Raw genomic sequence first — 23,657 nt, 5'->3', positions numbered from 1 at the left:
CGTCGTGTGACGGGTATGAATACGACGGGAACGTCGGGCGTCTTCGCCCGCGAGTTCGAGTCCCTCGACCGCGCCGTGGAGGTCGGGTTCGCCGACGGGCGGGTCATCTCGGTGTCGTTCCCGGCAGAGGTACCGACCGACGCGGAGGCGGACCACGAGCTGCTCGACCGGATCGGCGCGTACGTCCGCGGGGAGCGCGACGAGTTCGCCGAAGTCCCCGTCGGGCTCACGGTGCCGACGGACCGCCGCGACGTCCTCGAGGCGCTCCGGACGGTCCCCTACGGCGAGGAGGTGTCTGTGAGCCGGCTCACGCGGCTGGCCGCGCTCGACGCGGACGACCCCGACGACCTCGGGCTCGTGAAGAGCGCGCTCGACGAGAATCCGATCCCGGTCCTCTTTCCGGACCACCGGGTACAGGGCGGCCCGTACGCCACACCGGCAGACGTGCGGAACGCGCTGCGGCGCGTCGAGGGACTGTAGCCGGGACTGTCCGGGTCGGGATTCGCGACCTACTCGGACGGCCGCTCCCGGCCGTGCTCCTCGATGTTCTCCCAGACGACCGTCATCAGCTCCCCGGTCTTCTCGACGAGGTCCTCGACCGCGCCGCCGGCGTCGGCGGGCGCGCAGCCGAGATCGCGGATCGCCTTCGTCGCCGAGGTGTGGTGGACGTGCACGAGGTCGTCGCCCTCGCGCTCGTACACGATGGTCGTACACGGGAGCATCCCGGCGAGCGTGGGGTCGATCTCGATCGCGTCGAACGCGATCTCGGGGTGACAGACGACGATGAGCGCGGTCCGCTCGACGTCGTCGTGGCCTAACATTCCCTCGATCATCCGATCGAGCCGCGTGACCTGCACCGTCTCGAAGTCGGCGAGCTCGTGTTCGATCTGCACGAAGGGGACCGCGTCGTCGAACGGCATGTCGAGGGTCGTGTGGAGCGCCTCGTCGGCGGTCGGCGCCGGCGACCCGCTCTCGGCGTCGCTCATGGGTGCGACTCCGACCGCGGCGGCAAAACCGTCACCCGGTCCGTCAACGACTGCCGCTACCTGTGACGGAGCGCGGCCCTTGCCGGTCGGGACGGACTTATCGGTCGGAGTCGCCTTCCACCGCCCATGATCGAGCTCTCACGAGCGGTCTACGACGACATCGTGTACCACGCGTACGGCGGCGGCGAAGCGGAGATCTGCGGCGTCCTCGCGGGCGACCACGGCACCGACGGGGAGCCGAGCGTCGTCACCGAGACGTATCAGGCCGAGAACGTCGCCGACACGCCCCAGATCCGCTACCTCATCGACCCCGAGGAGCAGTTCGAGCTCATCGAGACGATCGAGGACGACGGGCTCGACGTGGTCGGGTTCTATCACTCGCACCCCACCGGCCCGACCAACCCGAGCGAGACGGACGCCGCGCGGGCGACCTGGCCCGACCACTCGTACGTGATCTGCGCGCTGGACGGCTACCCGTTCGTCGGCTCGTGGCGCTGGCGGGACGACGAGGACGGATTCGAACAGGAGACGGTCTCGGTGCGGAGCGAGCGCTAGGCCTCTTTTTCGGCATCCCGCCGGTCCCGAACCACGAGGACCGGGCCGACCGAGGCGGCCGCGATCCGCCCGCTCTCGTCGCCGAACACGAGCGACCGAAACGAAGGCGCGCGCTCGCCCATCACGACCGCGTCGTGGCCGGGCACCGCGTCGATCAGCGCGTCGAACGGAGACCCCTCCGTCGCCAGCGTCGTGTCCGCGTCGATGCCCGCCTCGGAAAGCCGATCGGCAGCGGCCGCCAGCCGGGCTGCGTCGTCGTCGCCGGCGTCAGCCGTGGCGCCGTCACCGGCGTCCGCCGCCGCGCCGTCGCTCGGTGCGGTGGGAGGCGCATCCCCGCCCGCGAGGAACAGCGTGACGCCGATGTCCCGACCTCCGACGAGCGCTTCGACGAACGAGAGGAGGCTGTCGACGTCGACGTCGCCGGAGAGCGACACGAGGACCCGGTCGACGTCGCCGGTCGTCCCGGGAACGGCGAACGCGTCCGCCTCGGCCTCGTCGGCGACGCGGTCGAACGTCTGCTCGCGGTCGTGCGTGAACACGAGCCGGTGGTCGGCCGCGCCGCCGGCGGCCCGAAACTCCTGGCTGAGGTCCTCCAGCGCCGACGTCGCGCGCTCCTCGAACTGGAGCCGGGCCTGGTCCGGCGGCGTCTGCTCCGGGAGGACGTGATAGCCGAGCACCGTCACGTCGACGCCCCCGAGCAGCGACATCAGGCCGGGCGAGACGCTCTCTCCCTCCAGCACCGCGACGGGAACGAGTACGCGTGTCATTACAGGGCCCCCTTGAGTTCCACGTCGCGGGCGTAGTAGAAATACCACCCGGCCGTGACGGCGATGACGGCGGTCCCGACCGCGATCGAGAGCCGATTCATGAACGCGATCAGTCCGAAGCTGGCGAGCGCGCCGAGGACGGGAACGACGGGGCCGCCCGGCACCACGAACTCCGGGTCGTACCACTCGGGACGGTCGCGGCGGATGGCAACGAGCGCGACACACATCAGCCCGTACATGACCAGGTGGAGGAAGGACGCGACCTCGGCGAGGAGTTGGACCTGCCTGGTCGCCGCGAGGACGATCACCGGGCCGCCGGCCATGCCGAGCGCGACGTGCGGCGTGCCGTATCGCAGGTTGATCCGACTCGCCCGCCGCGGGAGTAGCGCGTCCTTCGAGACCCCGTAGATCGCCCGCGAGGTGCTGAGTATCGACGCGTTCGCCGACGACATCGTCGCGAGCAGCCCGCCGGCGATTATCACGAGCGCCCCGGCCGGACCGAGGAGCGCCCGGCCCACCTCGACCATCGCGGTCTCGCCGGCCGCCAGCAGCGCGTTTCGCTGGAATACGCTCGTCGCGACGAAGATGGTCAGGACGTACAGCACCGTGACGATCAGAACGGAGCCCACCATCGCCAGCGGGAGGTTCCGGCCCGGGTCCTTCATCTCGCCGGCCACCGTCGCGACCTGCGCGAAGCCGAGGTAGGAGGTGAACACGAGCGCGGCGACCGAGAGTATCGGGACGGCCTCCCAGACGTCGGCCGCTTCCCCGGGCGGGGTGTCGACGGCGACGACCCCGAACGCCTCCAACAGGCCGAACCCGAGGAAGGCGACTAGCATCGAGAGCAGCAGCGCGACGATGCCGTTTTGGAGCTTCGCGGCGTTCTCGGTGCCGGTGACGTTTAACACGGTGAACGCGACTCCGGCGAGGACGGCGATGGCCGAGACGATCCCGCCCGGTTCGGCGCCGACCGTGAGCCCGATCTGCGCGAGCGCGTCGAGCGCGTAGAACCCGAGTCCGACGAGGTAGAACGCGGTCGCGAACACGAGCCCGAGCCACAGCGAGAGCCCGATGACCGTGCCCGCGAGCGTCCCGAGCCCGCGCGAGACGAAGTAGTAGCCGCCGCCGCTCCGCGGCATCGCCGTCGCCAGCTCCGAGGTCGGGAGCGCGACGAGGAGGGCGATCACGCCGCCGACCGCAAAGGAGGCGGCCGCCGCCGTTCCGATCTCCCCGCCGGCGAGTCCCGGGAACACGAAGATTCCGGCGCCGATCATCGTTCCGATACCGATCGCGAGGCCGCCGCTCAGCCCGATGGTGCGCTCCAGTTCCGCGCCCTCCGTGATCGTCGCCTCCTCGGTCTCGACGACGCGTTCGGCGACCGGTGCGTCGCCGTCGAGGTTGCGGCCGCGCGGCTCGTCGGTCATACGTTCTCGAATACGGACAGTCGCCGGATAAGTGTGGAGGCGGGACCGCGGATCGGCCGCGCCGGATCGACCGATTAGTCGTCCGCTTCGATCTCGGGCTCGTCGCCGCCGACGTCGATGGCGCAGGAGGCGTTGTACTCGACGTCCTGCACCGACTCGATGGCGGGGTCGTCGCCGCACACCGGGCAGTCGTCCTGCTTGGGGATCTCGACCTTGTCGAACTCCATCTCGAGCGCGTCGAAGAACAGCATCGAGCCGTCGAGCGACTCGCCCTCGCCGATGACGTGTTTCACCGTCTCGGTCGCCTGCAGGCAGCCGACGGTGCCCGGGAGGACGCCGAGGACGCCCGCGGTCGCGCAGTTCGGGACCATCCCGGCCGGCGGCGCCTCGGGGAACAGACAGCGGTAACACGGCGAGTCGTCGTCGCCCGCGAACGTCGTCACCTGGCCCTCGAACTTGAAGATGGAGCCGTGCGAGAAGGGGATCCCGGCGAGCGTGCAGGCGTCGTTGACGAGGTATCGCGTCGCGAAGTTGTCCGTGCCGTCGACGACGAAGTCGTAGCCGGAGATGAGCTCCTCGATGTTGTCGGGGGTCACCCGAAGCTCGTGTTTCCGGACGTCGATGTCGGGGTTGAGCTGCTCGACGAAGTCGGCGGCGGAGTCGACCTTCTTGCGCCCGACGTCGTCGTTCCCGTGGATCACCTGTCGCTGGAGGTTCGACAGCTCGACCTCGTCGTCGTCGGCGACGCCGAGCGTGCCCACGCCGGCGGCCGCGAGGTACTGGATGATCGGCGCGCCGAGCCCCCCGGCGCCGAGCACGAGCACCTCGGCGTCGAGCAGGGCCTTCTGGCCCTCGGGGCCCACGTCGTCCATGATGATGTGTCTGGAGTAGCGGTCGAGCTGCGTCGGATCGAGGTCGAGGTCACTCATTCGTCGGTCCTTGTCGCTACAAACGCATAAGCCGGCCGCCCACCGGCGCGTGCTGCCGCCATCTCGGAGGTGTGTTCCTCCCGCACGACCGACAGCGAACCCGGAGGCGACCGACGTCGCGCCGGACGACGTCGACCCTCGCACCGACTCGCTCGCGGGACCGACCGCCGAGGGTCGCCGCGAGCGCGCGGACCCGGATCGCCGGTCGTGTTAGACCGTGGCCGACGTTGCCGTCGGCGGGCCCCTTTTTGGACTGGGACGCGAACCTCGGATATGGCCACGATTAAACTGCCGGCCGTCCTCGTCGGCGGGTCCGCGACCTCGGAGGTCGAGGTCGAGGGCGACACCGTCCGCGAACTGTTCGACAACCACGCCGACGAGCACGGCCCGGAGCTCCGGGACAGCGTGCTCGAGGACGGCGAGATCAAGGAGTTCATCAACGTCTACGTCGAGGGGACGCCCGTCGACGGCGTCGACGCCGAGGTCCCGGCCGACGCGCAGGTCCGCGTCATCCCCGCCGCGTCCGGCGGTCGGTAACCGGTCCGCTTCTCGGTTCGAGACGGTGTTCTCGTTATAAGTAGTCCTCCCAGAGCGGGATGTCCGCGTACTTGTCGCCGCGGTCGCACAGCATGAAGACGACCACGTCGTCGTCGTCGAGTTCGCCCGCCGCGTCGAGGTTCGCCACCACGGCCGCGCCGCCGCCCGCGGAGGTGCCCACGACGAACTGGTCGTCGACGCGGAGGTGCTCGCGGACCGTCGCCTCGTCGTGCTGGCCGGGGTCGGCGATCGGGACAGGGTCGTCGAGGTAGCGGTCGCGGAGCGCCCGCGCCCGGTCGTACGCGTCCGAAGTGGTGACGTACTCCGTCCGGTCGAGCACCGACTCGTCGTACGTCTCGGGGTGGTAGTGGTCGCCCGTCTTGAGGTATTTCAGGCCGTCGATGGCGTGGAGCCGCTCGTCGGGCTCGAAGCCGACGACCTCCACCGCGCCGTCGCTCAGGTCGGTCAGGCCGCGGCCGGTCCCCGTGATCGTCCCGCCCGTGCCCACGCCCGCGACGAAGTGCGTCACGTCGCCGTCGGTCGCCTCGTAGATCTCCCGAGCGGTCGTCCGCTCGTGGGTGCCGGGGTTGTCGGGGTTCTCGTACTGGTTCGGGCGGAAGTACGCGTCGGGGTCCGCGGCGATGATCTCCTCGCAGCGCTCGATGACGGCGTCGTAGCCGAGGTTGGCGTCGACGAAGTGGATCTCCGCGCCCGCGTCGCGGACGGCAGCCACCTTCCCGCCGGCCGCGTTGTCGGGCATGACGATCTCCACGTCGTAGCCGCGGGCGGCCGCGAGCCGCGCCACCTCGCTGCCGGTGTTGCCCGATGTCGGCTCGATCACGGTGACGCCGGGCTCGAGCTCGCCGCGCTCCTCGGCGCCGTCTAACATCCCCTTCGCGATCCGGGACTTGATCGACCCGCCGCCGTGCGGGGCCTCGTAGAGGTTGAACCACTCCGCCTTCGCGTACACGTCCGCGTCGGCCTCGAGGTCGAGGTCCAGCTCCACGAGGGGCGTCTCGAAGATCGTCGACTCGTCGACGACGTACTCGCTCATGGGTCCCGTAGATCGCACCCTAATAAGAGTCCGACGGAAACGGTTGTCTCGACGCCTATCGCGGTCGTGCACCGCGATCGCCCGTCCGAGATACGGGAGAAGCCTGCCGCACACGAAAGGGGTTACCGGGGCAGACGCGTACGTCTCCGCATGAGCCAACCATCGTGGGACGACGTCGTCGAGATGCCCGACGAGCTCGACGACGAGACCGCCGAAGCGCTCTTGGAGGACGCGACCGAGGTACAGGACATGACCGGCGAGGTCTGCCCGTACCCGCAGGTCGAGGCGAAGAAGGCCATCGCGGGGCTCGCCCCCGGCGACGTGCTCGTCCAGGAGACCGATCACGTTCCGAGCACGGAGAACGTGCCGAAGGCGGTCGGCGACGACGCGACCGCCAAAGTCTGGAAGTCCGGCGACGGCCGCTACCGCATCTTCATGCGGAAGGAGTAATCATGGTCGAGGAACTCACCCCCGAGGAAGTCAACGAGCGCGTTCGGAAGGGCGACATCCGCGTCATCGACACGCGACCGCCGGCGCAGTACGAGCAAGGTCACATCCCCGGCGCGATCAACGTGCCCCTGGGCGACCTCCCCGCCCGAGTCCCCGACATCGAGTGGGACGACACCGACGTCGTCTGCGCGTGTCCGGTCGGCCAGTCCTCGAAGCAGGCCGCGATGCTGATCAGCAGCTACGAGGGCGTCGAGGAGGACGTCGTCGTCGCCAGCATGTCCGGCGGCTACGAGGAGTGGGACTTCGAGCTGGAGACCGGTTCGCCCGCGGACGCCTAGGCGGCTCCGACCGGTTCCGCCGATTTTGGGGACGCCGACTCGGAGAGCGCCGGCGACGCTCCGTTCGGTTGTCACTGAAGCCGGATGTCACACCGAGTGTCACGTAGGCGTACCTCTTTGTATCGCAGGCCGATTGGCTTCGGGTATGGACGCCGGGACGGCACGCCGGGAGCTCTACGAGGTGATGAACGAGCCTCGCGAGTTCGACGCGAAGGCCGAGCGGGCGCTCGCGCTCGGCAAACGGTACCTCGACGTCGAGAACGCGCACCTGACGGAGATCCATCCCGACACCGATTACTGGGAGACGGTCGCCAGCACTGACCCGCCGGACGGGGCGTTCCCGTCCGGACTCGTTCTCGACCTCGGGACCACGTACTGTCGGCGCGCCGTCGCCGACGGCGGAACGGTCGCGCTCCACGATGCCCCCGAACAGGGGTGGGCCGACGACCCCGCCTTCGAGGCGCACGGGCTCCGGTGTTATCACGGGAGCCCCATCGTCGTCGGCGACGAGCTGTACGGAACGGTCTGTTTCGTCTCCGAGGACGCCCGGTCCCGACCCTTCAGCGACGAGGAGACCCTGTTCGCGGAGCTGATCGCCCGGATGCTCGAACACGAGCTGCAGCGCCGGCGCACCGCGGCCGAGATCGAGCGGTTAGACCAGTTCGCGAGCGTGCTCGCTCACGACCTGCGAAACCCGCTGGGAGTGGCGCAGGGGTACGTCGATCTCGCTCGGAAGTCGACCGGGAATCGGCACCTCGACACCGCGGCGAACGCGCTCGACCGGATGGAGGAGCTCATCGAGGACGTCCTGACGATGGTCCGACAGGGCCGGACCGTCGAGTCGGCCGAAGAGGTCCGACTGGCGTCGGTGGCCGACGGGTGCTGGGAGTCCGTCGTGACCGGGGAGTCGGAGCTCCGCGTCGAGACGGACCTCGCGATCCGGGCGGCGACCGACCGCCTCCGGCGGCTGTTCGAGAACCTCTTTCGGAACAGCGTGGAGCACGGTTCCGCGAGTAGCCGGGCGAAGCCCGGCGACGCGATCGAGCACGGGGGCGGCGGGGTGACCGTCCGCGTCGGCGCGCTCCCCGACGGAGCGGGCTTCTACGTCGAGGACGACGGGCCGGGCATCCCGGCGAGCGAGCGGGACTCCGTCTTCGAGCGGGGGTACTCGTCGGAGTCGCAGGGCAGCGGTCTGGGGCTGGCGATCGTCGCGAGCGTCGTGCAGGCCCACGACTGGCGAATCGAGGTGACCGACTCCCCGACGGGCGGGACCCGATTCGAGATCAGCGACGTCGTCGTCCTCGATCCCGGTTCGGGCTGACTGAGACCGACGGCGCGTCGGTTCCCCCGCCTAAATCGCGCAGCCGACCTCGCGGTACATGTAGTGGGTCATCACGTAGACGCCGAGGATGATCCCCGCGCCGGCCAGGAAGGAGTGGACCGACAGCAGCGCGACCCCCGAGAAGAGGTTCGCGATGTTGCAGCCGGCCGCGAGCCGCGAGCCGACGCCCATCAGGAGGCCCCCCGCGGCGTAGTTGGGGACGCGGTTCAGCTTCGGCTTGCGGATCCGGAAGTCGCCGGAGGCGTACGCGGCGATAAAGGAGCCGACGACGAGCGACGCGATCATCACCATGTCGATGGTCAGCGAGATGTTCCCGTCGCGGAAGAGGATCGAGCCCCAGTACTCGACGCTCGCGACGTCGTACCCCGCCTGCCCGAGCAGGTAGCCGGCCCAGCGCGCCTCGCTGCCGGTGATCGCCCAGTGGCCGTGCACGTAGAACCAGAGGCTCGCGACGAGCGCCATCGCGACGCCGGCGGTCCGCGCGTCCCACGAGTCGCGGAGGCGGACCTTCAGCGGTCGGTCGTCGTCGCGGAGCCCGCGGGCGTATTCCACGGTCCCATCGGCGATGCCGCGCAGGCCGACCGAGACGGCCGAGAACGTCCGGGAGCCGCCGAGCGCGGCCTGCGCGCGGGTGTCGGCCCCCACGCCGGTCCCGCCGGAGGGGTCGTCGGGGAGCCGGCTCTTCCCCTTCACGAACGCGTACGCGAGGGTGCCGAGCGCGACGGCGCCGGCTCCCGTCACGGCCGGCGAGAACGGCAGCGAGAGGTACAGCGTCCGCCCGTCGAACGGGTTCAGCGTCTGGAAGTAGTACGTCTCCGCGACGGGGAACGCGAACGCGAAGAGGACGTAGCCGACGAACATGAAGAGGAGGACGAGCCAGAACTGGAGGTACCCCTGTCCGGCGCGGTAGAGGGTGCCGGACGCGCAGCCGCCGGCGAGCGTCATCCCGAGCCCGAAGACGAAGCCGCCGAACAGCGACCCGAGCCCCCAGGCGGGCGTCCAGAAGCCGCGGAAGTAGCCGAACGTGGCCTGGACGCTCCAGAACACGGTCATCACCGCGATCCCGGCGAGTAACCCCTTCAGCACGCGGGTGTCCTTGAACGCGACGAAGTCCCGGAACGCGCTGACGAAGCAGAACCGCGCCTTCTGTAACAGCACCCCGAACGAGAGCCCGACCGCGATGGATATCCCGACGTAAGCGACGGGCGATAGCATCATTAGCGGAGCCGAGTGCTCCCCGCCCTAAAACGTCGCTGAAGACGGTAACGGTGCGCGCCGGTCAGAGGAACGAACAACATTTGCCGCTATTTGGCACACGGGGCAACGAAGCGCGCCTCCGGGAGCCCTTTAGGCGCGAGACGCGTCGTGAAGGTATGAGCGACGACTGCGGATGTGGAACGAACGACGCGGCGTCGTGCGCCTCGGGCGACGAGACGCCCGGCGCGTCCGACGGCGCGGCAGCCCGCCCCGCGAAGGGGAGCGTGCTGGCGAACGACGACCGCCGCAACCCGTTCGCCGACGGGATCGACCGGCGACGCCTCCTGCAGGCGTCGGGCGCCGTCGGCGCGACGACGGCGCTGGCCGGCTGTTCGGGCGGCGGCGGTGGGGGCGGCGACGAGCCCGCGCCGACGATGTTCGTCTTCAACAACGGCGACCGGACGCTGAGCGTCGTCGACACGGAGAGCGACGAGCTGCTCACCACCGCGTTCCTCGGCACGACCGCCTCCTTCCCGGCCAACCAGTACGCCACGGGGATCGACGACGAACACGACGTGCTCTGGCTGAACGTCTCCGGCGGCGTCCGCGCGCTCGACCAGCGCACCCTCGAGGAGCTCGCCTTCGTCGAGACTGGATACGGTCCGAACTACCCGAACGTGACGCCCGACGGCGAGCACCTCCTGATCGCCTCCGGCGGGACGACCGGCATGGAGCCCGAGGGCGACGCGAACCACGCCATCTTCCGCGTCGACGCGAACCGCGACAGCGACACCTTCGGCGAGGTGACCGCCGAGATCGAGACCGGCTACGTCGGCCCCTGCGACATGACGCTGGGCCCGGACGGCGACTACGCCTTCGTCGTCGACGTCGCCGACGAGGCGATCCGCGTGCTGAGCGTCGACCCGTTCGAGACGGTGAACCGGGTCGACGCCGGCGAGCCGGTCACCGAGGGCAACGTCCTCCCGTTCATGTGTACCGCCTCCTTCGACGGGGAGCTCCTCCTCGTCGAGAACGGCGAGGGGACGCTCGGCGGCGACCCCGAGGTGCCCCGCGAGGGCTCCGAGAGCGTCTGGGACGTCTCCGACCCGGAGAACCCGGAGGAGATCGCGAAGATCACCCGCGACGACGGGCTCCCGGGCGCGCCGATCACGAGCGAGGTCGCCCCCGACAACACCGCCGCGTACCTCTTCATCCCCGGCGAGGGCGTCGGCGTGATCGACCTCGAGGCGAACGAGTACGCGACGACGCTCGACGTCGGCGGCAGCAGCATCGCCGGCGCGTGGGGGCCGAACCGCGAGAAGCTGTACGTCCCGGTGCAGGACGCGAACCAGGTCGCCGTGATCGAACACGCGAGCCGCGAGGTCGTCGCGACGGTCGAGGCCGGCGAGGCGCCCACCGGCGCGGTCGCCGGCACGGTCCGCCCGGAGGGGGACGCGGTGTCGAGCATCCAGGCGTCGCTCGCCTCCCTCGGCGTCACCTTCGGCGAGATGGAGGCGTCGTGGTGCATGGACGACCACTGCTACTGCGGGTAGATGGTCTCCCATAACACGCCGGACGACGGCGCGGTCGACGGGGGCGAGGGAGACGCGACCGGAGCCGACGGGGCGGACGAGTCCGACCCGGCGTCGACCCGCCGCGGGCTCCTCCGGGCCGCGGCCGGGGCGACCGTCGCCGGTGCGGCCGGCACCGCCGGCTGTCTCGGGGTCACCACCCCGGCCGACACCGCCGCGCAGTACGAGCTGACCGGGAACGTCGACCACTTCGTCGGGCCGCGCTGGCTCGCCGACAACCGCGAGGACGTCGTCGTCCTCGACGCCCGGGACTCGGAGAACTTCCGCAAAGAGCGAATCTACGGCGCCAGGCGCGTCCCGTTCGACGCGATCACGAGCCGGGCGTCGACCGACGCCGGCCTGGTCCCGGACGTCGCGGCGATCGCGACCGCGTTCGGCGAGGTCGGCGTGTCGCCCGACGACGACGTGCTCGTCTACGGCGCGAGCGTCGGGTCTCGGGTGACGCGGACCGCGTTCGCGCTCGCGGCGCTGGGCCACGCCGGCTCGGTCCGCGTCCTCAACGGCGGCATCTCCGGCTGGAACGGCCGGCTCGGGACGGGCTCTCGCGATCGGATCGAACCGACCGAGTACGATCCCGACCCCGCCGAGTCGGCGTGGGTCACCCGCGAGTGGCTCGCCGACCGCGTCGGGACGTTCAACGGCGACGGCCCCGGCCTCGTCGACGTGCGCGTCCCCGAGGCGTACCTCGGCGCGCCCGCCGCCGACGCGCTGGACCCCGACAACGACCGCCACGGCCACCTCCCCGGCGCGATCGGCGTCCACTGGGTCGGGAACGTCTCCGGCCGGCGGATGACCGACCCCGGACGACTCGTGCAGCTGTACGAGGGCGAGGCGGAGCTGGACCGCGCGGGCACCGTCGTCGTGTACGGCGACGACAACGTCGACCCCACGTCGACGTGGCTGACGCTGCGGGCGATCGGCTTCGAGGACGTGCGCGTGTACGACGGCGGCTTCGGCGAGTGGGCGAACGTCGAGGGCGACCGCGGGCGGTACCCCGTCGAGACCGCGACGAGCGTCGTGATCGAGACGGAGGGAAGCGTCGGCGGCGGCGACGGCGGCGGCGATTTCTCCTGTACGGGATGACGGGTGGCGGAGCGGCCCACCGCGGCGACGCGGGCGACTCCGATCGCCCGGCCGACCGCCTCGTCGCGGTCCCCTGCGAGGGCGACGACGCCCTCGCGCTGTTCGCGCTTTCCGACGGGGAGCCGCTCGGCGAGGTCCCGGTCGGGAGCCATCCGGTTCACGCGACGACCCACCGAGGGCGTACGTTCGTCGCGACCATGGGCGAGCGGGCGATAACCGCGGTCGACCCGAACGGAGCTGTCTCGCGGATCGAAACCGGCGTGCTCGGCCCCTCTCACTTCGCGGCCGCGAACGGCGAGCTGTTCGTCTCCTGTAGCGCCGGCGACGCGCTCGCCGTCGTCGACCCCGAGTCGCTGACGCTCGTCGCCCGGATCGCGGTCGGCGCCGAGCCCCACGAGGTCGCCGTCTCTCCGGACGAGAGCCGGCTCTACGTCGGGAGCCGCCGGGAGGGCGTCGTCGACGTCGTCGACCCCGCGGCCCGCGAGCGGCTCGGCGCCGTCGACGTCGGCGATGACGCCCGCGTGCAGGGCGTCGCGGTCGGCCCCGAGGGCGACCGCGGCTACGCCGTCGATCAGGCGGGCGCCCGCGTCGTCGCCTTCGATCCTGGGGCGGTCGGCGGGGCGGAGGGGACCGACGAGCCGGGCGACCCCTCCGACGCTCCCGTCCTCGGCGCGGCCGCCGTCGGCGCGGACCCGTACGACCTCGTCGTCACGGACGACCGCGTCTTCGTCCCCGGCCGCGGCGACGGGGTCGTCCACGAGTTCGACCGCGACCTCGGCCTCGCGACGGTCCACGAGGGGTTCGACCGCCCAGTCGACCTGTTCCGGATCGAGGGCGAGTGGTGGGTGCTCGACGCGGCCGCGGACCGGCTCCGGTCGCTCTCGGGAGCGGTCGTCGAAACGCCGGCGCCGGGCCTCGTCGCGACCCGCGTCGGCGACCGGCTGGTCGTCTCGCACTACGACGACGACCGGGTCTCGCTCGTCGACGTCGCGGAGGGCACGATATGGACGGCGGAGACGGGGGCGTACCCCTTCGGCTCCGTCGTGGTCTGAGTTCGGATCCGTTGCTGTCGCAGAGAGCGCCTCCGTCAGAGACAGCGGGGAACGCTGCCGCTGCCCGCGGGCCCATCTCCTGTCCGGTCTACTCCGCGGTATGAAGGTCGCCTACGTCTTCGCGACGGCCGGACAGACCATCGACTACGTGCTCGGGGACATGATCCTCCCGCAGCTGGAGGCCGGAGCGCACGGCGCCGACGTGGTCGGGATGTTCTTTTTCCACGACAACACCTACGCGCTCCGCGAGGACGACCCGCTGGGGCAGCGGCTCGCCGACGTGGCGGCCGAGCGGGAGATCCTCCTCATGCTGTGCGACCAGTGCGCCACCCGCCGCGGGCTCGCCGAGTTCGATCGGACCGACGAGCACGGCCGCGACCGCTACGAACCGACGAACACGGTCGAGGGCGCCGCGGTCGGCTGCTTCCCCGACCTCTACGAGGCGCTCGGCGAGGTCGGCGTCGACCACGTGATCACGCTGTAGCCGGCGGGACCGCGGTTCGCGAAGGCCCTCTAAATCTCGAAATCCGGGGTGTCGAACGCGCCCTCGTCCGCCTCGACGTCGTACCCCTCGATCGCGGTGAGCGCGACGTCGAGCGTCGTCTCCGGGTCCCACCGGCCCGTGTTGATCGCGAGGTCGTAGATGGAGCGGTCGGAGAGGTCGATCCCGTAGTACGACTTGTACCGCTTCTCCTCTATCACCTCGCGGACCTGCATCTCGGAGGTCATCTCCTCGCGGTCGAGCGTCCGGTCGGCGCGCACCTCGTCGGGCGCGTCGAGCCAGATCCGGACGTCGGCGCGGTTCCCGGCGATCCACCCGGCGAGGCGCGACTCCAGCACGAACGCCTTGTTCGCGGTCCCCCACTTCTCGGCGATCCGGCGGAGCCGCCGGTCGAGCGCGCGGTCGATCTCCTCCGACTCGCCGGTCTTCGCGATCAGTTGCGAGAGGCTCATGTCGCGTTCGGCGGCGATCTCGCGGAACAGCTCGCCGCCGGAGACGTAGCCGCAGTCGAGCGCCTCCGCCAGCCCCTCGACCAGCGTCGTCGCCCCGCACCCCGGCGGGCCGGAGACGGTGACGAACAGGTTGCGGTCGATCTCCCGTTCCGCCGCCGGCGAGGTTCCACTCATACGTGCGGCGCCACGGTCGGACTCCGGATAAACGGGCCGGTTCGCGCACCGCGGAGGAGGGGCCGCGGCCCGCCGACGATCTGTCGCCCCACCGACACAACGGATATCCCTCCGCGCGCCCACCTATGTGACAGTGAGCGAACTCACGGAACGCGGCGCGGAGCGCCCCCCTGCGCGGGCGCTCCTCCGCGAGGCCCTCGCCGACGATGATGCCCCCTCCGTCGAGTTCGACCCGGAGACGGTGCCGCTCCCGGACGCCGACGTGCTAGGCCGGCTCTCGCCGCCGGTCCGCCGCTGGTGGGTCTCGGAGTTCGGCGCGTACGTCGGCGAGAACGGCGGCCTCTTCACTCCGCCGCAGCGCGAGGCGATCCCCCACGTCGACGACGGGCGGAACTGCCTCGTCGCCGCGCCGACCGGCAGCGGGAAGACGCTCGCCTCCTTCACCGCCGTGCTCGACGACCTCTTCGCCCGCGAGCGGGCGGGGGAGCTGGACAACTCCGTCTACTGCCTCTACGTCTCCCCGCTGAAGTCGCTCGCGAACGACATCAAGCGGAACCTGGAGGTCCCGATCGAGGGGATCGCGGCGGAGCTGGCGGGGGCGGGGAGCGATGCGGAGGCCGGAAACGACGCGGGAGCCGATGCGGGCGACGACGCGGCCCCCGGCGTCCGCCAGGCGATCCGCCACGGCGACACGAGCGAGGCGGACCGACGGGCGATGCTGGAGGAGACGCCGCACGTGCTCAACACCACGCCGGAGACGCTGGCGATCCTGCTCAACTCGCCGAAGTTCAAGGAGAAGCTCCGGACCGTCGAGTACGTCATCGTCGACGAGATCCACTCGCTGGCGGCGAACAAGCGCGGCACGCACCTCGCCGTCTCGCTGGAGCGCCTCACGGACCTGGCCGACGGCTCCCCGACCCGGATCGGCTGCTCGGCGACGGTCGAGCCGCTGAACGAGGTCGCCGAGTTCCTCGTCGGCCGCGAGCGCGTCGCCGGCGAGGTCGGCGACGAGTCGGGGCTCGAACCGCGCCCGTACGAGCTGGTCGACGCGCGCTTCGTCCGGGAGTTCGACCTGGAGCTCCGCACCCCGGCGGCCGACCTGATCCACACGCCCCGCTCCGTCGTCACCAACCGCTTCTACGACGCGCTCCGCGAGCTGATCGAGTCCCACGAGAACACGCTGGTGTTCACGAACTCCCGGTCGGGGGCGGAGCGCACCCTCCAGGAGCTCCGCGAGCGGTTCGGCTACGACGAGTCGGACTCGGGGTGTCACCACGGGAGCCTCGGCGAGGGCCAGCGCACGCGGATCGAGGAGGGGCTGAAGGCGGGCGAGCTGGACGTGGTCACCACGTCGACGAGCCTGGAGCTCGGCATCGACATGCCCCACCTCGATCTGGTGGTGCAGGTCGGGTCGCCGAAGTCGGTGGCGTCGCTGCTCCAGCGCGTCGGCCGCGCCGGTCACAGCCCGGGCGAGACGGTCGAGGGGCGGGTGTTCGCGCTCGACCGCGACGAGCTGGTCGAGTGCGCGGCGATGCTCGCCCGCGCCGAGGACGGCTTCGTCGACCGCGTCTTCCTCCCGGAGGGTGCCTACGACGTGGCCGCCCAGCACGTGTACGGGATGGCGATAAACCGCGTCCGCCCGGACCGCGAGGTCCGCGAGACGCTCCGGCGCGCCCACCCGTATCGCGACTTCGACGACGCCGACTACGAGCGGCTGATGCGGTACCTCACGGCGGACTACGAGGGGCTCGCGGACAAGAACGTCTACCCGAAGGTGTGGCGCGACGAGAACGACCCGCCGGGCGGCGAGCACCACCACGAGGAGCACCCGGTCGGCGAGCTGCTCGTCGGGAAGCGCGGCCGGCTGGCGCGGGTCATCTACATGACGAACGTCGGCACCATCCCCGACTCGTTCAGCTGTCGGGTGCTCACCCGCGACGGCGAGCCGGTCGGCACGCTCGACGAGAGCTACCTCGACACGCTCGATCCCGGCGACGTGTTCGCGCTGGGCGGCGAGCGGTTCGCCTTCCGGTACCGCCGCGGCTCGAAGGTGTACGTCGACCGGACGAGCGAGCGCCCGACCGTCCCCTCCTGGTACTCCGAGCGGCTCCCGCTCTCCTACGACCTCGCGCGGGAGGTGCTGGCGTTCCAGGGCGAGCTGCTCGACCGGCTCCGAGACGGGGGGCCGCCCGCGGTCCGCGCGTGGCTCCGGGAGTTCCCCCTCGACGGGAACGCGGTCCGAGCGATCACCCGGATGTACGACGAGCAGGTCGCGTACGCCGGCGCCGAGAGCGTCCCGACCCCCTCGCGGCTCGTCGTGGAGGAGGAGCTCGACCGCGCCGCGTACAAGCGACGGTTCTACGTCCACTCGAACTACGGCCGCCGGTTCAACGACGGCCTCTCTCGACTCGTCGCCGCCGCGGTCGCGAACCGCACGGACGCGAACGTCGCCGTCGCGGTCGCGGACCGCGGCTTCTCGCTCGCGCTCCCACTGAACCGCAAGGTCGACGTCGCCGCGATCCTCCGGGATCTGGACCCGGAGACGGTCCGCGAGGACCTCCGCGAGGCGGTGCGAGGGACGGACCTCCACCAGCGCTACTTCCGGATCGACGCGGCCCGCTCGCTGCTCATCCTGAAGCGGTACAAGGGGTACGAGAAGACCGCGGCCGAACAGCAGGTGTCGGCCGAGATGTTGCTCTCGTTCGCGGACGAGCTCGACGAGTTCGCCGTCACCGAGGAGACGTACCGGGAGCTGTTAGAGGACCGGCTCGACCTCCCTGGCATCAGCGAGGTGCTCGGCGAGGTCGCCGACGGCGGCGTCGACGTGATCCACCACACTGTCGACTCGCCGACGCCGCTCTCGTTCGGGCTCGCGACGCTCGTCGACTCCGACACGGTGCTCGCCGACGACGAGTCGGCGGTGCTCCGGGAGTTCCACGCCCGCGTCACGGAGTCGATCGAGGACGGCGACGGCGCGTGAACAGCCGTTCGGGGCGACTCAGTCGCTCTCGACCGCCGGCGTCTCCGAGCGCGACAGCGGTTCGCCGTCGACCGGCTCGTCGGGGTTGGCGTCGACCGCCGCCTGGCTGAGGCCGAGCCGCGCGTCGACGTCGGCGTCCTCGCGCACGTGGACAGTCCCGCGGTGGATCGCGATCGCGTCCGCGAGGTGGAGCCGGACGGCGTCGAGCAGCACGTCGGCCTCGAGGGGCTGCCCGCGACGCTTGATCTCCTCGACGTCGGCGCCGGCAGGCACGTCGAAGGCGCGCTGTGCGATCACCGGACCCTGATCGAGGTCGGTCGTCACGTAGTGGGCGGTGACGCCCGCGATGCGGACGCCGGCGTCCTTCGCCTGCCGGTACGCCTCCGCGCCGGGGAACGCCGGCAACAGGGAGGGGTGGACGTTGACGATCCGGCCCTCGTAGCGGAAGACGACCTCGGGCGAGAGGATGCGCATGTAGCGGGCCAGGGCGATCAGGTCCACATCGTACTCGGCCAGCAGGTCGAGCAGGCGCCCCTCGTCGGTGTTCCCGTTGCCGTCGCCCACGTCGTAGAAGGGCTTGTCGTAGCGCTCCGCCAGCGACCGGAGGTCGCCGCGGTTGCCGATGACGACCGGGATCTCGGCCTCCTCGCCGTCGTCGGCGAGGTCGCCGTTGGCCTCCGACTCCAGCAGGGCCTCGGGCGCGTGAGTCTCCTTGGTGACCAGCAGCGCGATCCGGCGCGCGTCGCGGTCGCTCGGGAACCGCACCTGGATGTCGACGTCGAGCTCGCGGCCGAGCTCGGCGAGCGCGCGCCGGAGCTCGCCGCGCGAGGTCTCCATCTCGGAGGCGTCCACGCGGGTCGTCATCCGGAAGACGCCCTCGCGGACCGCCTGGTCTAAGTCCTCGATGTTGATTCCCCGCTCGAACAGCAGGGAGGTGACCCGCGCGATGAGTCCGGTCTTGTCTCCTCCGACGACCGTGATCTCGGTCAGTTCGCGGGTCATGCGACGATCACCTCCGCGGGTTCGAGCGGCTGCATACACCCGACCCAAGTCGCGGAGGGGTTTGCCCCTTTCGCTCCGCGCGGAGCCTGCCGCCCGCACGATCGACCGAAATATATCCACGAACGTGGATATAAAAGGCGTTCCAAAACGGTTTTTACACACGACTCCGCAGTATCGGCCATGACGGCATACACCGCGACGGTGACGGTCAGGCTGAAGCGGGGCGTCCTCGACCCGGAGGCCGAGACCACCCAGCAGGCGCTCGAACGCCTCGGGTTCGAGCTGTCGGACCTCCGGTCGGCCGACCGCTTCGAGGTGGACTTGGAGGCGGCCGACGCCGACGAGGCCGCCGACCGCGCCGACGAGATGGCCGAGCGGCTCCTCGCGAACCCGACCATCCACGACTACGACGTCGCGGTCGCCGAGCGATGACGGTCGCCGTCGTCCAGTTCGGCGGCTCCAACTGCGACCGCGACGCGGTCCGCGCGCTGGAACACCTCGGAGTCGACGCCGAGCGCGTCTGGCACGAAGACGGCCTCCCGGCCGACGCCGAGGGGATCGTCCTCCCCGGCGGCTTCTCGTACGGCGACTACCTCCGCGCCGGCGCGATGGCCGCCCGGGCGCCGGTCATGGCCGAGGTCCGCGAGGCCGCCGCCGACGGCGTCCCCGTGATCGGGATCTGCAACGGCGCGCAGATCGGCGCGGAGTCCGGGCTCACCCCCGGTGCGTTCACCACCAACGCCTCCGCGCGCTTTCAGTGCGAACCGGTCCACCTGCGCGTCGAGCGCGCGGACACGCCGTGGACCGCCGCCTACGACGAGGGCGACGTGATCGAGGTCCCCATCGCGCACGGCGAGGGGCGCTTCGAGATAAGCGAGGACGCCCATGCCGACCTCGTCGCCGACGACCGCGTGCTGTTCCGCTACTGCGACGCCGACGGGAACGCCACCGACGCGGCCAACCCGAACGGCTCCACCGACAACGCCGCCGGCGTCCTCGGCGAGCGCGAGACGGTCGCCGTCCTCATGCCGCACCCCGAGCGCGCCACGCTTCCGGACCTCGGCCGGAGCACGGACGGGGCGGGGATCCTCGAAGCGTTCGCCTGACGAGCCCCGTCGCTACCGGCTCACTTTTTTGCGGTCGGCGTCCAACCGAACCCCATGCAGGCACGTCATATCGACCACGTCAACCTCCGGATCCCCGAGGACGGCGTCGCCGACGCCCGGGAGTTCTACGGCGAGCGGCTCGGCTTCGGCATCGAGGACGCGCTGTACGCCGCCGACGAGAAGCCCTTCTTCGACGTGCGGCTGTCGGCGACGGCGGTCGTCCACCTCTGGCCGACGGATGAGTTCGAGCCGCCGACCGCGACGAACTACGACCACGTCGCCGTCGTCGTCGAGGAGTCGATCGAGGAGATCGAGGCCGAACTGGACGCGGCGGGCGTCGAGATCGAGAAGACGCTCGACTCGCCGCTCGGAGCGACCGGGGTCGCCGGAGCGGTGTACGTCAGGGACCCGTTCGGGTATCGGGTCGAACTGAAGGCGCGGGTGTGATGGACACGACGAGAACCGAACCCGTTCGCCGACCCGAGCAACCCTCGCCCCGTTGCGGCCGTTTAAGACCCCCGAGCGACAGGGTCAGGTATGAGCGAACAGCAGCCACGATCCGACGAGGGGGAGGCCTCTCGCCGACGCGGAGGCGACGCGGACCGGTTCGCGGGAGAGAAGGACGAGGACCTGCGGAGCAGGGACGTGACCGAGGGCGCCGAGCGCGCCCCCCACCGCTCGATGTTCCGGGCGATGGGGTTCGACGACGAGGACCTCTCCTCGCCGCTCGTCGGGGTGCCGAACCCCGCCGCCGACATCACCCCGTGTAACGTCCACCTCGACGACGTCGCCGACGCGGCGATCGACGGGATCGACGCGGCCGGCGGGATGCCCGTCGAGTTCGGGACGATCACCATCTCGGACGCCATCTCGATGGGGACCGAGGGGATGAAGGCGAGCCTCATCTCCCGCGAGGTCATCGCCGACTCGGTCGAGCTCGTCTCGTTCGGCGAGCGCGTGGACGCGCTGGTGACCGTCGCGGGCTGCGACAAGAACCTCCCCGGCATGCTGATGGCGTCGATCCGCACCGACCTCCCGAGCGTCTTCCTCTACGGCGGCTCGATAATGCCCGGCGAACACGAGGGGCGCGACGTCACCATCGTCCAGGTGTTCGAGGGCGTCGGCGCCTACGCCGAGGGCGACATGAGCGGCGACGAGCTCGACGATCTGGAGCGCCACGCCTGCCCCGGCGCGGGCTCCTGCGGCGGAATGTTCACCGCCAACACGATGGCGTCCATCTCCGAGGCGCTCGGGATGGCGCCGCTCGGCTCGGCCTCCGCGCCCGCCGAGGACAGGGAGCGCTACGAGGTCGCGGAGCGCGCGGGCGAGCTCGTCTTGGATTGCATCGAGAACGACCGCCGCCCCTCCGACATCCTCTCGCGGAAGTCGTTCGAGAACGCGATCGCCTTGCAGACCGCCATCGGCGGCTCGACGAACGGCGTCCTCCACCTGCTCGCGCTGGCCGCCGAGGCCGACGTCGACCTCTCGATCGAGGACTTCGACGAGATTTCGCGGCGCACCCCGAAGATCGCCGACCTCCAGCCCGGCGGGAGCCGCGTGATGAACGACCTCCACGAGATCGGCGGCGTGCCGGTCGTGCTCCGCCGCCTGCTGGAGGCCGACCTGCTCCACGGCGACGCGATGACCGTCACGGGCCGCACCCTCGCCGAGGAGATCGCGGAGCTGGAGGAGCGCGGCGCGCTCCCGGACGACGACGATATCGAGGCCGACTTCCTCTACACCGTCGACGAGCCGAAGGAGGAGGAGGGCGCCATCAAGATCCTCAAGGGGAACCTCGCGCCGGACGGCTCGGTGCTGAAGGTGACCGGCGACGACGAGTTCTACCACGAGGGACCCGCTCGCGTGTTCGAGCACGAGGAGGACGCGATGGAGTACGTCCAATCGGGCGAGGTCGACTCCGGCGACGTGATCGTGATCCGCAACGAGGGGCCGACCGGCGGCCCGGGGATGCGCGAGATGCTCGGCGTCACCGCCGCCGTCGTCGGCGCGGGCCACGAGGACGACGTCGCGCTCCTCACCGACGGGCGCTTCTCCGGCGCCACGCGCGGCCCGATGATCGGCCACGTCGCCCCCGAAGCGGCCGACGGCGGCCCGATCGGTCTCATCGAGGACGGCGACCACGTCACCGTCGACATCCCCGAGCGCGACCTCAGCGTCGACCTCTCCGACGAGGAGTTCGCGGAGCGCCGCGATGCGTGGGAGGCGCCCGCGCCGCAGTACGAGGGCGGCATCCTCGCGAAGTACGCCCGTGACTTCGCCTCCGCGGCCGACGGCGCCGTGACGAATCCGCGGCTGACGGGCGACCGGTAGACGAGAGCGCGGCCGCTCTCGGAGTTAAATACCGAGCGAAAGAAGGACTGTCCCAGGCCCCCGAGAGCGACAGCACGGTCGCCCGCTTTCTCCGACCGTCCCCGCTTACTCGCGCTCCCCGCCGTCCGTGTGCGCGGTCCGGACCGACTCGGCGCGCCAGACGTTGCTGCGGCGGCCGGCGCGCGACAGCTCCATCTTTACTACCGAGCCGACCGGCAGGTCGGCGACCTCCTCGCGCGCGTCGTCGTCGGCGTAGTCGACGACGTGGTACGTCTCGTTGCGGGGATGTGCACGGAGCGTGGTGCATTCGTGATCGTTCTGTTCGGAAATGACGGTGAAGGTGTCGTAGTTCGACATCTTAACTCGCTATTCTTGGACATACTACTTCAATACTCCGTATATTCACTACAGTCGTCGATCAGGTCGTAAAACGAATATAAGGTGTATAACGTGGGGTTCCGGGGCGGGACGCCGCCCGGCGGTCGATGACCGGTCGGGACCAGTACGCATATTTCCGCCCGCCGCCGACCCCGACGCATGGAATCCAGTCGGGAGGACGAGGAGCCGGTCGGCGTGGCGCTGTTCGTCGACGGGCCGAACGTGTTGCGCGAGGAGTTCGACGTCGACCTCGACGACGTGCGGCGGGCGGCCGAGGCCGAGGGACCGCTCGTCACGACGCGGCTCTACCTCGACGAGCACGCGACGCCGGGGCTGATACAGGCCGCGGAGGCGCGGGGGTTCGAGGTCGTGATCACGAGCGGCGACGTCGACGTGAAGCTCGCGGTCGACGCCGCCCGGTTCGCGGCCGAGGGCCGGATGTCGGTCCTCGCGATCGCCTCCCGCGACACCGACTTCAAGCCCGTCGTCGAGACGGCGAACGGCTACGGGATCCGGACCCTCGCGATCGCGCCCGGCGAGTTCGGGCGCTCCGACGCCCTGCGAAACGCCGCGAACGGGTCGGTGACGCTCGACGAGGGAGAGGAGGAACCGAGTGACCGCGATGGCGACGCGGGAGACGCGGACGCCGCGGCCGACCCGGAGGCGACCGCCGACTCACCGCCGGAGTAGCGACCGGCGCAGAGCTACTTCCGGCGCCCGCCGCGACCGCGACCCGCCCACCCGATCAGCACCGCGCCGAAGCCGCCCGCGACCGCCGCGGCCCCGCCGACGCCGACGGCTGTCGGCAGGAGCCCGATCCGGGCGATCGCGGCGTCGACGCCGACCCGGAACCAGCCGAGGTTCGGGACCGACACCAGCGCCTTCGCCGTGACCCACTCCTCCCGGACGACCGTGGCGATCCCCGCGCTCTGGTCGTACTCGCCGTTCGCGTCGCCGAAGGTGATGTAGCCGTCGTGGGGCGCGGGACAGCTCTCGATGTCGTCGCAGTCGCCGTCGAGCAGCGCGGGGTCGGCGCGGTCGGTCCAGTCCTCGCCCGCGCTGACGCGGAACGCGAGCCGGTGGAGGATCGGGTGCTGACCGTCGTCCGGGGGATCGAACACCACCACGTCGCCCGTGCCGCCGAGCCGCGTGGGCGCGTCCGGCTCGGCGTGGCCGGTCAGCCCGCCCCACGGGAACCGCTCCGCCGAGGTGACGACCACGAGGTCACCGCGCTCGACGGTCGGCTCCATGCTCCCGCTCTCGACGGCGACGAACGGGGGCCACGCGCCCGCGGCCGCCGCGACGACGAGCGCCACGAGGAGGACCGCCGCGGCGGGCGCGAGCAGGTCGGAGACGTTCCGCTTCACGTGGGAGAGGGAGGGAGGAAACGGCTTGAGCCTGTCGGCCCCTCCGACGCGCTCATGGG

26 protein-coding genes are annotated in these 23,657 nt (G+C 70.9%); 16 read left to right on the top strand and 10 right to left on the bottom strand.

Features of this window, described 5'->3' with window-relative positions:
- Window positions 1-15 precede the first annotated feature (15 nt).
- Window positions 16-480: an MGMT family protein gene (locus tag FGM06_RS08365; RefSeq protein WP_144798770.1), complete on the top strand. Its 465-nt coding sequence runs from the start codon at window positions 16-18 to the stop codon at window positions 478-480.
- 29 nt (window positions 481-509) lie between these two features.
- Here the strand turns inward: FGM06_RS08365 and FGM06_RS08360 are convergent, their stop codons facing one another.
- Complete coding sequence (locus FGM06_RS08360; protein WP_144798768.1) at window positions 510-986, bottom strand: DUF302 domain-containing protein; 477 nt, start codon at window positions 984-986, stop codon at window positions 510-512.
- 126 nt (window positions 987-1,112) lie between these two features.
- Between FGM06_RS08360 and FGM06_RS08355 the strand changes: the two genes are divergently transcribed.
- Entirely contained in the window at window positions 1,113-1,541 is a 429-nt protein-coding gene (locus FGM06_RS08355; RefSeq protein ID WP_144798766.1) for a desampylase, read from the top strand.
- Here the strand turns inward: FGM06_RS08355 and FGM06_RS08350 are convergent.
- The 3 genes from FGM06_RS08350 to ubaA all read right to left on the bottom strand — a co-directional run bounded on the left by FGM06_RS08350 (window position 1,538) and on the right by ubaA (window position 4,661).
- Window positions 1,538-2,308 (bottom strand): universal stress protein, encoded by a 771-nt coding sequence (locus FGM06_RS08350; protein ID WP_144798765.1) that lies wholly within the window; start codon window positions 2,306-2,308, stop codon window positions 1,538-1,540. The two genes, FGM06_RS08355 and FGM06_RS08350, sit on opposite strands and share 4 nt — an antisense overlap.
- Window positions 2,308-3,732 carry an APC family permease gene (locus FGM06_RS08345; protein ID WP_144798763.1) on the bottom strand — a complete coding sequence of 475 codons (1,425 nt, stop codon included), beginning with the start codon at window positions 3,730-3,732 and terminating at the stop codon, window positions 2,308-2,310. Before FGM06_RS08345 ends, FGM06_RS08350 begins: the two co-directional genes overlap by 1 nt.
- Window positions 3,733-3,806: 74 nt before the next feature.
- Window positions 3,807-4,661, bottom strand: coding sequence for an SAMP-activating enzyme E1 (gene ubaA, locus FGM06_RS08340; RefSeq protein WP_144798761.1), 855 nt, complete (start codon window positions 4,659-4,661; stop codon window positions 3,807-3,809).
- Between the two features lie 273 nt (window positions 4,662-4,934).
- Here ubaA and FGM06_RS08335 point away from each other — a divergent pair, with 273 nt between their 5' ends.
- The gene (locus tag FGM06_RS08335) at window positions 4,935-5,198 is read left to right on the top strand and encodes a MoaD/ThiS family protein (RefSeq protein ID WP_144798759.1); all 264 of its coding nucleotides are present in this window, start codon (window positions 4,935-4,937) and stop codon (window positions 5,196-5,198) included.
- 34 nt (window positions 5,199-5,232) lie between these two features.
- On the opposite strand, the gene FGM06_RS08330 is transcribed toward FGM06_RS08335, so the two are convergent.
- Entirely contained in the window at window positions 5,233-6,252 is a 1,020-nt protein-coding gene (locus tag FGM06_RS08330) for a PLP-dependent cysteine synthase family protein (protein ID WP_144798757.1), read from the bottom strand.
- A 150-nt stretch (window positions 6,253-6,402) separates the two neighbouring features.
- Between FGM06_RS08330 and FGM06_RS08325 the strand changes: the two genes are divergently transcribed.
- From FGM06_RS08325 to FGM06_RS08315, 3 genes are all read left to right on the top strand, one after another.
- Entirely contained in the window at window positions 6,403-6,702 is a 300-nt protein-coding gene (locus tag FGM06_RS08325) for a sulfurtransferase TusA family protein (protein ID WP_144798755.1), read from the top strand.
- Between the two features lie 2 nt (window positions 6,703-6,704).
- Window positions 6,705-7,040 carry a rhodanese-like domain-containing protein gene (locus FGM06_RS08320; RefSeq protein WP_144798753.1) on the top strand — a complete coding sequence of 112 codons (336 nt, stop codon included), beginning with the start codon at window positions 6,705-6,707 and terminating at the stop codon, window positions 7,038-7,040.
- Between the two features lie 145 nt (window positions 7,041-7,185).
- The gene (locus tag FGM06_RS08315) at window positions 7,186-8,361 is read left to right on the top strand and encodes a sensor histidine kinase (protein ID WP_144798751.1); all 1,176 of its coding nucleotides are present in this window, start codon (window positions 7,186-7,188) and stop codon (window positions 8,359-8,361) included.
- Between the two features lie 30 nt (window positions 8,362-8,391).
- Here the strand turns inward: FGM06_RS08315 and FGM06_RS08310 are convergent, their stop codons facing one another.
- The gene (locus tag FGM06_RS08310) at window positions 8,392-9,600 is read right to left on the bottom strand and encodes a YeeE/YedE family protein (RefSeq protein WP_144798749.1); all 1,209 of its coding nucleotides are present in this window, start codon (window positions 9,598-9,600) and stop codon (window positions 8,392-8,394) included.
- 155 nt (window positions 9,601-9,755) lie between these two features.
- On the opposite strand from FGM06_RS08310, the gene FGM06_RS08305 reads away from it, so the two are divergent.
- From FGM06_RS08305 to FGM06_RS08290, 4 genes are all read left to right on the top strand, one after another.
- Window positions 9,756-11,132, top strand: coding sequence for a twin-arginine translocation signal domain-containing protein (locus FGM06_RS08305; RefSeq protein WP_144798746.1), 1,377 nt, complete (start codon window positions 9,756-9,758; stop codon window positions 11,130-11,132).
- Window positions 11,133-12,254, top strand: coding sequence for a sulfurtransferase (locus FGM06_RS08300; protein ID WP_144798744.1), 1,122 nt, complete (start codon window positions 11,133-11,135; stop codon window positions 12,252-12,254). It begins immediately after the preceding gene.
- Window positions 12,251-13,306, top strand: a complete 1,056-nt coding sequence (locus tag FGM06_RS08295; protein ID WP_144798742.1) for a YncE family protein — start codon at window positions 12,251-12,253, stop codon at window positions 13,304-13,306. The genes FGM06_RS08300 and FGM06_RS08295 overlap by 4 nt, the downstream gene beginning before the upstream one ends.
- A 100-nt stretch (window positions 13,307-13,406) precedes the next feature.
- A complete protein-coding gene (locus tag FGM06_RS08290; RefSeq protein ID WP_144798740.1) occupies window positions 13,407-13,790 on the top strand; it encodes a SaoD/DsrE family protein in 384 nt (127 codons plus the stop codon).
- Between the two features lie 29 nt (window positions 13,791-13,819).
- On the opposite strand, the gene cmk is transcribed toward FGM06_RS08290, so the two are convergent.
- On the bottom strand, window positions 13,820-14,434 hold the full coding sequence (cmk, locus tag FGM06_RS08285) for a (d)CMP kinase (RefSeq protein WP_144798738.1): 615 nt from the start codon (window positions 14,432-14,434) through the stop codon (window positions 13,820-13,822).
- 133 nt (window positions 14,435-14,567) lie between these two features.
- Here cmk and FGM06_RS08280 point away from each other — a divergent pair, with 133 nt between their 5' ends.
- Window positions 14,568-17,414, top strand: coding sequence for an ATP-dependent helicase (locus FGM06_RS08280; protein WP_144798736.1), 2,847 nt, complete (start codon window positions 14,568-14,570; stop codon window positions 17,412-17,414).
- A gap of 18 nt (window positions 17,415-17,432) precedes the next feature.
- Here the strand turns inward: FGM06_RS08280 and FGM06_RS08275 are convergent, their stop codons facing one another.
- The gene (locus FGM06_RS08275; RefSeq protein WP_144798734.1) at window positions 17,433-18,416 is read right to left on the bottom strand and encodes a formyltetrahydrofolate deformylase; all 984 of its coding nucleotides are present in this window, start codon (window positions 18,414-18,416) and stop codon (window positions 17,433-17,435) included.
- Between the two features lie 180 nt (window positions 18,417-18,596).
- Between FGM06_RS08275 and purS the strand changes: the two genes are divergently transcribed.
- From purS to ilvD, 4 genes are all read left to right on the top strand, one after another.
- Window positions 18,597-18,848 (top strand): phosphoribosylformylglycinamidine synthase subunit PurS, encoded by a 252-nt coding sequence (gene purS, locus FGM06_RS08270; RefSeq protein ID WP_123112050.1) that lies wholly within the window; start codon window positions 18,597-18,599, stop codon window positions 18,846-18,848.
- On the top strand, window positions 18,845-19,522 hold the full coding sequence (purQ, locus tag FGM06_RS08265; RefSeq protein ID WP_144798732.1) for a phosphoribosylformylglycinamidine synthase I: 678 nt from the start codon (window positions 18,845-18,847) through the stop codon (window positions 19,520-19,522). The genes purS and purQ overlap by 4 nt, the downstream gene beginning before the upstream one ends.
- A gap of 54 nt (window positions 19,523-19,576) precedes the next feature.
- The gene (locus tag FGM06_RS08260) at window positions 19,577-19,969 is read left to right on the top strand and encodes a VOC family protein (protein WP_144798730.1); all 393 of its coding nucleotides are present in this window, start codon (window positions 19,577-19,579) and stop codon (window positions 19,967-19,969) included.
- Between the two features lie 90 nt (window positions 19,970-20,059).
- A complete protein-coding gene (gene ilvD, locus FGM06_RS08255) occupies window positions 20,060-21,853 on the top strand; it encodes a dihydroxy-acid dehydratase (RefSeq protein ID WP_144798728.1) in 1,794 nt (597 codons plus the stop codon).
- A 105-nt stretch (window positions 21,854-21,958) separates the two neighbouring features.
- On the opposite strand, the gene FGM06_RS08250 is transcribed toward ilvD, so the two are convergent.
- Window positions 21,959-22,210: a hypothetical protein gene (locus FGM06_RS08250; RefSeq protein WP_144798726.1), complete on the bottom strand. Its 252-nt coding sequence runs from the start codon at window positions 22,208-22,210 to the stop codon at window positions 21,959-21,961.
- A 180-nt stretch (window positions 22,211-22,390) separates the two neighbouring features.
- Between FGM06_RS08250 and FGM06_RS08245 the strand changes: the two genes are divergently transcribed.
- Window positions 22,391-22,921, top strand: coding sequence for an NYN domain-containing protein (locus FGM06_RS08245; RefSeq protein ID WP_144798723.1), 531 nt, complete (start codon window positions 22,391-22,393; stop codon window positions 22,919-22,921).
- A gap of 14 nt (window positions 22,922-22,935) precedes the next feature.
- Here FGM06_RS08245 and FGM06_RS08240 read toward each other — a convergent pair whose 3' ends face one another.
- Entirely contained in the window at window positions 22,936-23,598 is a 663-nt protein-coding gene (locus tag FGM06_RS08240; RefSeq protein ID WP_144798721.1) for a S26 family signal peptidase, read from the bottom strand.
- Between the last annotated feature and the right edge of the window lie 59 nt (window positions 23,599-23,657).

This window comes from Halorubrum depositum, assembly GCF_007671725.1.
GTDB lineage: Archaea > Halobacteriota > Halobacteria > Halobacteriales > Haloferacaceae > Halorubrum > Halorubrum depositum.
Note: the sequence above shows the minus strand (reverse complement) of the source record. Positions and strands in the feature narration are given on the sequence as shown.